Origin of the sequence: Vibrio olivae, assembly GCF_042428525.1 — a bacterium.
GTDB lineage: Bacteria > Pseudomonadota > Gammaproteobacteria > Enterobacterales > Vibrionaceae > Vibrio > Vibrio olivae.
On record NZ_JBHMEP010000114.1, the window covers coordinates 1 to 554 of the forward strand.

General features: G+C 56.3%; 1 protein-coding gene. It reads right to left on the reverse strand.

The window, feature by feature from the left end; all coding sequences use genetic code 11:
• On the reverse strand, positions 1–554 hold a 554-nt coding region (locus ACFFUV_RS24185; RefSeq protein ID WP_512701415.1), incomplete at both ends, for a glycosyl hydrolase family 18 protein.

A 554-nucleotide genomic window follows, 5' to 3' on the forward strand; every position in this document is an offset into this window, starting at 1 on the left:
AACGATGTGGAAGAGACATATCGATTGGCGGCGCGCAGCAGGGAACGGCGGTCAAAGTAGTTGTTCCGACCGGCGGAGTCCGCCAAGTCCAGCCCCAGGTCCCAGTACATGAATCCGGCCAGTTTCTGGTCACTGATGTATTTGGCCTTTCTCTTGATCGTCGTTACGCCGTTGTAATGGAGGGTTCGGGTTCCGTCGGAATAAGTATAAACCGCCGTGTCGTTGTCCGGGTTGTCCACTTCCGGGCAATTGGCGGCTATGTCCCTGTATCCCTTGATATAGGTGCCGGGATTGGAGCCTCCGGGCGTTCCCTGGAAGGGCGCGCTCAGAATGATCTTGTTGTCCGGGAATCCCTGCTTCCGGAAATTGCCGCATGCCGTGACCATGCTGTTGTACGTGTTCACGTCAATGGACGGCCCGTAGTTCTGGAAAGTGAAATAGTCCACATACTGCATGTAGGCCGCCGGAAATTTGTAGGAAACCGTATGGAGGGAGATGGAGAAGAACATGTCCGGGCAGGCGGTGCGGATGGCCTGGGCCAGCATGCCGTACTG